The organism is Yersinia sp. J1, from assembly GCF_050586585.1.
In the GTDB taxonomy this organism is placed as follows: domain Bacteria; phylum Pseudomonadota; class Gammaproteobacteria; order Enterobacterales; family Enterobacteriaceae; genus Yersinia; species Yersinia entomophaga.
In genome coordinates this window covers 50,528-59,933 of record NZ_JBOBDP010000018.1, presented here as the reverse complement: position 1 = coordinate 59,933, position 9,406 = coordinate 50,528, and the positions used below count along the sequence as shown (strand labels likewise).

The window sequence follows — 9,406 nt, the reverse complement described above, 5'->3', positions numbered from 1 at the left end:
TAGTAATTAATAAAGAAAGCGACTATATTTTAGACGATGGCAGTTACACAGGATTAGTTGCAGGGTTTACTTTTTGTACTTTCTTTTTAAATATTCAGCTGTCGTTTCCATTTCAGGGTAAATTTTGTCCTTTGAAAAACCCAAAAGTTCAAGCTGTTTACGAAGAGTTTCCTTATTTTTTACTTTGTATCTCTCAGGGATAAACTCATCCTTTTTGTAGTTAGCCAATTTTTTCTTGGAACCATCAACACCAAAAAGAAGAAACGCTCCATCCTGCTTAATAAGCCGCCGATTATTTAATAATGGCTTAACACACCAAATTGATTGCAAGTGTTCTTTTTTAATTACATTTAAAAAATATGGTTTTTCATCTTTAATTTCATGGAGAAGGTATTTAATATGTTCATTTGAATTAAACTTACCGATCCCCGTAGCTTTAATTTTTTTGTTATTTTTCATAGATATTTCACTGATATCCAACTTATCAAATGGCCTTCTCACCACATTGGAAACAACACTTACAGTATCAGAGTCATAATATTTAATGAATTTCTCTGGTATTGAGTAAACTATGAAATCACCGTCTTCATCTTTCATTTCATCATCAATTTCTACAGAGAAGAATAAAGCCACTAATGGGTTAGTAGTAATATCTAATAACCGCGTAGGCAATCCGTAATGTTGCATTTTCGTCAATATTTCAAAGGTGGATTTTTGCCCTTTAAATTCATCAGGATTTCTTATAATGAATTCTTTAAATAGTTTATCTTCACTTTCTAGTAGACCATCTCTGTCTATAGAAGGCGTAACCGATTCGTAATATTTTTTTTGCCCTCGAAAGTACAGGCTACAACCAGGTTTCTCAGACGCAGTTATAAGCTCCAGTAAATCAGAAATACTTTTAATTTCACTCAATTGAAATATATCCCATTGTAATAATAAAACTGGAAACAGGGTCTTCCCGCTCCGATAGACGATCCTGCCCTATAGTTGGACTTATTCAGGTACTTTGATCAAGAAATATTTAAGATCGCCTACTTTTGGCACAAAGCAGTCGTTCAAATTTTGTGCGTCCTTATGGAAAGACCAGTGATTATGGTAATTCCCGTTGATGGTTCTGGACTGTGACAGGATGACTATGAATGCCGAACCATGCTTATGGCAATCCCCCCTCAAAGATACCAACTCCTCCACCTCTACTGCTCTCTGCTTATGGGTATAGATGACGCTTGTAATATCGTCTGCTCCGTTCCCACTCAACCACTATAAATTATTAAACTGCTGTTGCGTTAATATCATCTCTGTGCATTCCCCTTCCGCATTTGAAGAATGCCTTTAGTATATTTTCAGGCTAGTCTATTTACGATTTTCAGCGTTGTGTTCAATTTTATTAAGTAAGTTTAAGTTCGCCATTGTCTTATTATTTACTCACACGATTAACGACAACCGTCTGCAACGGCACTGAGCCGACTGTCAGGTCTGATGGTACGCAAATTTCAAAAGGTGTCAGAATAAGTCGCGACTAATACAGTTGTAGTCCCATGACTCCCCCTAAGTTGAAATTTAATCTCACCGCGCATGTGGGCAAACCGGCAAATCACAGAATTCTGGAAAAAATCGGTTCCAAGTAACTATCAATCACTTTTCCCTAAAAACTCTGGAAAAGGTCATAACATGAACCCCACCGAGTGCTGACAGCACTTTCCAGATTTTCTACATTTTAATGGTGTGTAAGTAATGTGTCACTATGAGATAATCATTTAGAGATGAGTTTCTCTATTTGAGTCATGGAACGTGAAGCCGAAATGCAAATTTCGGCTTTTTATTGCTTGGAATTCAGCTTCGCTACACCCCCTCTCCTTTCTTACAGCTATATCACCACCGTCTACATCAGCGCGATTAAATAGAAATGACGATAAAAAGAGGCGTTGAGTCACTTACCGAGTCTGAACATCATTGCATCTTACAACATAGAAACTTGATGAATACATAAAGACAGTGTATGAAAATTGACATATAGAAATTATCAATACTTACTGAGGTAACGATCAAATTGCATTTATTCTTACTTGTTCGAATTACCCAGCTCTAAGACATTAATAAGGTCGAAAAAATAAATTAAATACCCTTTAAAATCAAAATATTAAAAAGAAAACCTCCGGCGGGAAATAAATTTAAATAAACTATCACTTATATAAAATAATATGAAAATAAAAAGAATAATTAAGTCAATGATGATTCACAAAATTAATTTATTGATGCGATACTTTGTTTCTAAATTTATCCCAAGCGAATCAGATAACTTTATTTTCTTTTTATTACTCACGATCAATGAGAATAAATAGCTCATGAAAATATATTCGCCGTTCGCAGCGGTTAATTTAGAACCTAAAAATTCATTTAAAATATAAAAAGGAACATCTATGAAACCTATCAATTGTAAAAATAGTCTGATTACGATTCTGACTCTATGCACCCTGTTTGGTTTTTCTCATTCCTCCGCGTTTGCCGCCTCGGTTAATGATGACGCGTCGGTTATGCCAAGCCTGGTAAATAAAAAGATTATGGCGGGTTTCTGGCATAACTGGGACAGCCAAGAAAGCCGTGGCTATCAAGGTGGTTATCCGAAGAATCTAAAAATAAACGAAACACCCGCGGCCTTTAACGTTGTCATTGCCTCCTTTATGAAAGGCAGCGGTATTCCAACCTTTAAGCCGTACAACGCAACGGACGCAGAGTTTCGCGCACAAATCGGTGAGTTAAATAAACAAGGCCGCGCTGTGCTCATTTCATTGGGCGGCGCTGACGCACACGTGGCATTGAATAACGGTCAGGAACAGGCTTTCGCAGACGAGATTATTCGTTTGGTTGAAACCTATGGTTTTGACGGGCTGGATATCGATCTGGAACAAACGGCTATTAATGCAGCTAATAACACCACCGTTATTCCCGCCGCGTTGAAAATTGTTCGGGCGCATTACGAACAACAAGGTAAACACTTTATCATCAGTATGGCGCCAGAATTCCCATATCTGACAACCGGCAGACCTTACACTACCTATATCAACGCCTTGGACGGTGTGTATGACTTTATTGCCCCTCAGCTCTACAATCAAGGCGGTGACGGCGTATGGGTCGAAGAAGTAAACCTGTGGCTGGCGCAAAACAATGACGCCAAAAAATATGAATTCCTGTATTACATGGCCGATTCTATTGTTAATGGCAAACGCGGCTTCATTAAAATCCCAGCCAATAAATTAGTATTGGGTTTACCAAGTAACGTTGACGCTGCGGCATCAGGTACGGTAAAAAATCCGCAGGACGTTTATCGTGCCTTTGCTGATTTAGAGAAAGCGGGAACGCCAATCAAAGGCCTGATGACCTGGTCGGTCAACTGGGATCAGGGTAAAGATAAAGCGGGGAATGCTTATAATCAGGCATTCGCCAAGGCTTATACCGACTTGATTCACGGTAAATAATATTAACCGCTCATAAAGTTGTTCCGTAAGGCAGTTTTATTAGCCTGGGGTACAAATCTACAGCCGGAGCTCTTGTTCCGGCTGCTTTATATCAATACTCTTCAATTTGCCTGAATGCGAAAATAAATATCAGCCAATTAATCGATTGAAGCCGGCTTCCAAATCAGCAATTAAATCATCGACATTTTCCAGTCCAATATGAACACGTACCAAAGTACCCTCAAAACCTACGCCGCCTACCGGACGAATTTCGTCCAGTTCTTCCGGCTGATTAGCCAGAATCAGAGACTCAAATCCACCCCATGAATACGCCATGCTGAAGTGCTCAAAATTATCCAGATAATGAGCCACTTGCTCATCACTGAGACGAGATTTCAACACAAAGGAGAACAATCCGCAGCTCCCAGTGAAATCACGTAAATAAAACTCATGGCCGGGGCAGGATGGCAGTGCTGGATGGTTAACCTGCGCCACTTCCGGACGAGCGGCCAGCCATTTGGCGATCTGAATACTGCTGGTTTCATGCTGCTTTAGCCGTACGCCTAAGGTGCGCAGACCGCGGCTAGCAACGTAAGCGGTGTCTGCATCGACCATTTGCCCCAGCAAATACGAATGTTCCCGCAATTGATCCCAACAGCGCGCATTAGATACCGCCGTGCCCAACATAGCGTCTGAGTGACCGACGATATATTTGGTTCCGGCCTGAATAGAAATATCGATGCCAAACTCAAGTGCGTTAAATAGCACTCCGGCAGCCCAGGTATTATCGATCATAATCACGATATTGGGATTAACTGCCCGAATAGCCTGCACCATGCCGGGAACATCCTGAACTTCCATTGTGATGGAGCTGGGAGATTCTAAAAATACCACTTTGGTATTTGGCTGAATAAGCTCGGCAATTCCAGCGCCGATCAGTGGAGAATAATAAGTGGTGGTGACACCCAGTTTGGACAGCACTTTATTGCAAAAATCCTGCGTTGGCTCATAAGCAGCACCGGTCATTAATATATGATCGCCGGTGGCCACAAAAGACAGAATGGCATTGGTCACCGCTGCGGCGCCGCAAGGATAAAGCGCACAACCTGCGCCGCCTTCCAATTCCACCATCGCTTCTTGGAAGGAAAAATGGGTCAGCGTACCGCGACGACCATAAAACAATTCGCCTTTTGCCCGGTTTGCTGTGGCAAATTTTTTCGCCTTTACGGAATCAAATACCAGGGAAGAGGCTCGTTGAATAATGGTGTTTACCGATCCTTGGGTAAATTTTTTCCCCCGACCGGCAGTCACTAACGCTGTTTCTAATTTTTTAGATTTCATTATTTTTTCCTTTTCTGGTGCTGGCATACTCAAATATTCACAGCGACTTACGGACAATCCGCCACGCTGTGTCGTTATGTATTAACAAGTAGGTTCATTCACCGCAGGAAGCTCAGCCTGCCGCTTGGAGGATTTTTTACCGGTAAATCTTTCGATAATTTGGGCTGCATTAAGGTCATGAATGACGTTAATTAGCGTTGCAGGTGCATCGGTAATGGTGCCAATAACAACCAGCATTGGAATAGTTTCAACCGGTAGCCCCAGCGTGGTGACAATAAATATTTCACCGAGGAAAGCGCCACCGGGAACGCCGCCGACAATAATGGCGGAGAGCACCGAAATCAGCATGGTCAGGAAGAAAGTCTCGGTGGTGAAATCCAATCCCAGTACCGAGAAGATAAAGACGATTTTCAGCGCGGCAATCATTGCCACGCCGCCTTTATTTAAATTAACCAACAGCGGCAGAGAAATATCTACGATTTCAGGGTTAATGCCCATCGCTTTGGCCGCTCGAATAGTCACTGGCAGCGATCCCAATGAAGAGCAGGTGCCTAAGGCGGTGGCTGAAGGTTCAATAGCGTGTTGCCAGAAAGCCCTTACCGCTTTCATGCCGCCGCCAATCCAGGAATAAAAGATAGAGCCGAAAACGTAATACAGCAGCGAGGCGATAAAGAATAAGCCGATGGCTCTGGCGAAAGTCATCAGTAATTGTGGATCCTGACTGGCCATCGTCGCGGCGAAATAACTGCCCAAACCAACGGGTGCCGCTTTCATGATGATTGAGACAATCTTCATAATCACGGTATTTAAGCCCAACAAAGACAGGGCAATTTGTTTACCTTGCTCGCCCGATTGCCCAATCGCAATACCGGCGATAACCGACATAATAATCAGCGCCAGAATATTGGATTTAGACAATAAACCAACAAAATCATTAGTGGTGACCATATTCACAAAGTTCATTTCGCCGCTGCCGGCCTTGAACTCTTGGGTTAATTCAATAGTGACGCCCTGAGCCGGATCAAATAAGGTCGCTAGCCCAACGATTCCTGCCGCTGGAATGAGCGCCATAATGATAGAGACTGCAAAAATCAGCCCCATTATGCGCCCCAGTTTTTTCAAATCCGTCATACCGGCAATGGACGACATAACGCTTACGCTCACCAATGGAACGATAATCATAAACAGCAAATTCAGGAAAATTTTACCGATAGGCTGTAATTTGAGAGCCAGAGAAGGGGCATAAATACCTATAACCCCACCGAGAATCAGTGCAAATAAAAGAATAATAGAGGACTTGTAGGGTTCCAAACGTTTCCACATAGGATTTTCCTTGGTGTATTATTTAAATTTCATGTGACTTCAGTCACCTTTTATTTTTCTTTCGGCAAGCAAATATCTTATCTGTGATTAAGCTCACCTTTTTATTTCTTATTCTTAATATGAATAACATATCGCTATTGGTAATAAATGATTACATTTGTAGTCTACAAATGAAATACGACATTGATGCCATTTACTAAAATCACTAATGAGCTGAAGGAAAGAATGAGTAATATCGCATCGCTAAAACAGCTGGAAATACTGGTCAAGATCGTTGAGTGTGGTGGGCTGTCTGAAGCCGCAGCTCAGCTGAACATCTCGCCTTCTGCGGTCAGCAAGAGTCTGTCTCATCTGGAATCACAGCTGGGCACTATGCTGCTAAAAAGAACGACGCGTAGCCTGACGTTAACCGACGCGGGGAAATATCTTTATCATCGGGCAACTAAATTATTATTAGATTTTGACGAATCTCTTAATACTACCGCTGGATTTTATAACCACCCGCAGGGTGAATTACGCCTCACCTGTTCAATTGCCTTTGGTTATTCTCACCTCATCACTTTGGTTAATAAATATCGAGAGCGTTACCCCGATGTTGAATTATATATAGATCTAAACGATAACTTTGTTAATTTAAATGAGAGTAACTTTGATATCGCTATTCGCGTTGCATCAACTCCGCCAGATAATTATTCGTTAAGAAAACTGTCGACTATCCACTGGGCTTATTGCGCTAGCCCCACTTATCTGGAAAAAATGGGGACACCAACTTCCGTCCAACAATTATCAGACCATCAGTGTTTGTTATATCCCGGTTTGACACCGGTATTAAAAGATACCGACGAAAGCGGCAGCGCTCATTTACTTAAGTTACGCTCACCGATTCAGGCAAATAGCAGCCTGGTATTGCTGAAAGCGGTGCTGGAACATCAGGGTATTGCCTATTTGCCGACTTATTTACTCGGCGATGCTATTCAACGAGGTGAAATTACTCCTCTGGCGCTTGATGGGGAAATAACCCACGCGACTCATGGCCTGTATGCCTTGTATTTCCCCAGCCGTTATAGCAATCCCAAGGTTCGTTCTTTTATTGATTATCTGGTGGAAACTTTGCAGCCCGTACCGGTATGGGATAATTGGATCACCCAAAGGCCCTGACGTTAATGACGAATTAAATGAGGCAATCAGGATCAATTGGGCTGGCTGCAATCCCTTTTGTCGTTCTCTTTATCGGCCTAGCCTCTGCCTTAGCCGCCGTTTGTGATAAGCCATGACTCTGCTATCATCAACAGAGTTAGCCGTCTTTGTAGGATATTCTGTAGGATAATCATCTGCATAAGGCATGAATTTAGGCCATGAGGAATATTATGCCGAACTCATTCAAGGATAATCAGACTTCATCCAGCGCAGATACTGATTCGCAGCAGAGCAAAACAGCGCCGTTAAGTGCAGGAATTGAAAACGGAAAAAAAGCTATTTCCGTATTAACCCGTCTTGGCAATCGGATTAAAACCTATCCCAGTGTTGCGCATATTATTCGCGCTACCGATCGCTTTAACGATCGATTAGGCAGCCAGTTTGGCGCTGCAATCACTTATTTTTCCTTTTTATCGCTCATTCCCATTTTGATGGTTTCTTTCGCCACCGTGGGTTTTGTATTGGCATCTAATCCAGATTTGCTGGCCGAGTTGATCAATAAGATCGTGAATAGCATCAGCGATCCCAGCCTGGCTGCTACCTTGAAAAATACGGTAAATACCGCTATTCAGCAGCGTACTACCGTTGGATTAACCGGTTTAGCCATTGCGCTTTATTCCGGTATCAGTTGGATGGGAAATTTACGAGAAGCAATTCGCGCTCAGTCCAGAGACGTTTGGGAGCGTAATCCGCAGGATCTGGAAAAATTTTATGTGCGCTACACCCGTGATTTTATTTCGCTTACCGGTTTGGTGCTGGCGCTGATTATTACTCTCTCTCTTACATCAATTGCCGGTTCTGCGCAGTCTGTGATTGTGAATGCGTTAGGGCTGGGTGATATTGAATGGCTACGACCGGCCATGACGCTAATTGCGCTGTCTATTTCCATCGCCGCGAACTATTTATTGTTCTTATGGATATTCTGGATTTTGCCGCGTCATAAACCAAAAAAGAAGGCCTTGCTGCGGGGAACTCTTATTGCCGCTATCGGCTTCGAAATCATTAAATTCATTATGACCATGATGCTTCCGCGTCTTGCCAGCTCGCCTTCGGGCGCGGCTTTCGGTTCGGTCATCGGGCTAATGGCTTTCTTCTATTTCTTCGCGCGTTTAACCTTATTTTGCGCCGCCTGGATCGCCACGGCGAAATATAAGGATGACGAAACCTTGCCTGAACGCCATGCCTAAGCGGCTGTCAGATGCCCGCCGTCAACGTGCGAGAGGTTTTTCTCCTATCGGCGATGAAGCCTTTGCCGCGCGTTGGAATTTAACCCTATACTGCTGGCTACTTAATCGATCATGGAGGGTCAGTTAATGCCACTTTTATCTTATCGTCGATGGATTGCTTTGGGCGTATTGGTACTGATCGCCGCCATTGCGGTGTATGCGCTGCAACCCAAAATCGGGAATCCAGATGCTCTGTGGCAAATTGTTAGCCAACAGTGCGTTCCCCATCAGCGCCAGCTGAATTCCCCTCAACCTTGCGCCGAAGTGAATACTCAGGCCGGTTTTGCGGTGTACAAAGACCGTAACGGACCGCTGCAATACTTGTTAATACCAACTGAAAAAATTACCGGTATCGAAAGCCCCGAGTTGTTATCCGCAGCAACGCCTAACTATTTTGCTCTGGCATGGCAAGCCAGGGATTACATGGCGCTAAAATACGGTCATCCTATTGATAATCAAAATATCTCTCTGGCGGTGAATTCAGAATTGGGCCGCAGTCAAAATCAGCTGCATATTCATATTTCCTGCCTATCACCGAAAGTGAAAAAAGCGCTGGCAGATCAAAGCGATTCGTTCCGCCCAAGCTGGCAACCATTGCCGAAAGGATTGCTCGGTCATGATTATCTGGCAAGGCAAATCACCCCCAGTGAACTCCAGGAACAAGGCGCGTTCCGCCTGCTAGCCAGCGGCGTACAGGGCGCTGCGGAAAATATGGGCAAATACGGCTTAGCCATGACCTCTCTGCCCAACGGCGATTTCTTACTATTAACCACGAAACGCGATTTGACCGGCCTGAATCTTGCCTCGGTCGAGAGTATCCAGGACCACAGTTGCAGCGTGCTGCCCGTGCCTCCTCACTAA

At 43.4% G+C, this 9,406-nt stretch carries 6 protein-coding genes and 1 pseudogene; 4 read left to right on the top strand and 3 right to left on the bottom strand.

Annotation, left to right across the window (positions count from 1 at the left end; genetic code table 11):
- Positions 1 to 66: 66 nt before the first annotated feature.
- Complete coding sequence (locus ACQ4OC_RS17435) at positions 67 to 915, bottom strand: FRG domain-containing protein (protein WP_430971456.1); 849 nt, start codon at positions 913 to 915, stop codon at positions 67 to 69.
- A 1,622-nt stretch (positions 916 to 2,537) separates the two neighbouring features.
- Between ACQ4OC_RS17435 and ACQ4OC_RS17430 the strand changes: the two are divergent.
- Positions 2,538 to 3,473, top strand: a pseudogene (locus tag ACQ4OC_RS17430) (glycosyl hydrolase family 18 protein); the annotation flags it as partial.
- 135 nt (positions 3,474 to 3,608) lie between these two features.
- On the opposite strand, the gene metC reads toward ACQ4OC_RS17430, so the two are convergent.
- Positions 3,609 to 4,799 carry a cystathionine beta-lyase gene (metC, locus tag ACQ4OC_RS17425; RefSeq protein WP_430971455.1) on the bottom strand — a complete coding sequence of 397 codons (1,191 nt, stop codon included), beginning with the start codon at positions 4,797 to 4,799 and terminating at the stop codon, positions 3,609 to 3,611.
- A gap of 81 nt (positions 4,800 to 4,880) precedes the next feature.
- Positions 4,881 to 6,122: a dicarboxylate/amino acid:cation symporter gene (locus ACQ4OC_RS17420; RefSeq protein WP_120806931.1), complete on the bottom strand. Its 1,242-nt coding sequence runs from the start codon at positions 6,120 to 6,122 to the stop codon at positions 4,881 to 4,883.
- A gap of 225 nt (positions 6,123 to 6,347) precedes the next feature.
- Between ACQ4OC_RS17420 and ACQ4OC_RS17415 the strand changes: the two genes are divergently transcribed.
- The 3 genes from ACQ4OC_RS17415 (at position 6,348) to ACQ4OC_RS17405 (ending at position 9,406) form a co-directional block, all read left to right on the top strand.
- Positions 6,348 to 7,280 (top strand): LysR family transcriptional regulator, encoded by a 933-nt coding sequence (locus tag ACQ4OC_RS17415; protein WP_430971454.1) that lies wholly within the window; start codon positions 6,348 to 6,350, stop codon positions 7,278 to 7,280.
- Positions 7,281 to 7,489: 209 nt separating this feature from the next.
- Complete coding sequence (gene yhjD, locus ACQ4OC_RS17410; RefSeq protein ID WP_235600967.1) at positions 7,490 to 8,506, top strand: inner membrane protein YhjD; 1,017 nt, start codon at positions 7,490 to 7,492, stop codon at positions 8,504 to 8,506.
- A 126-nt stretch (positions 8,507 to 8,632) separates the two neighbouring features.
- A complete protein-coding gene (locus tag ACQ4OC_RS17405) occupies positions 8,633 to 9,406 on the top strand; it encodes a CDP-diacylglycerol diphosphatase (protein ID WP_064515747.1) in 774 nt (257 codons plus the stop codon).

What these genes read in the sequence shown, in the direction of transcription:
- metC (WP_430971455.1), bottom strand. Translation starts at nt 4,799, where the DNA reads ATGAAATCTAAAAAATTAGAAACAGCGTTAGTGACTGCCGGTCGGGGG.
- ACQ4OC_RS17420 (WP_120806931.1), bottom strand. Translation starts at nt 6,122, where the DNA reads ATGTGGAAACGTTTGGAACCCTACAAGTCCTCTATTATTCTTTTATTT.
- ACQ4OC_RS17415 (WP_430971454.1), top strand. Translation starts at nt 6,348, where the DNA reads ATGAGTAATATCGCATCGCTAAAACAGCTGGAAATACTGGTCAAGATC.
- yhjD (WP_235600967.1), top strand. Translation starts at nt 7,490, where the DNA reads ATGCCGAACTCATTCAAGGATAATCAGACTTCATCCAGCGCAGATACT.
- ACQ4OC_RS17405 (WP_064515747.1), top strand. Translation starts at nt 8,633, where the DNA reads ATGCCACTTTTATCTTATCGTCGATGGATTGCTTTGGGCGTATTGGTA.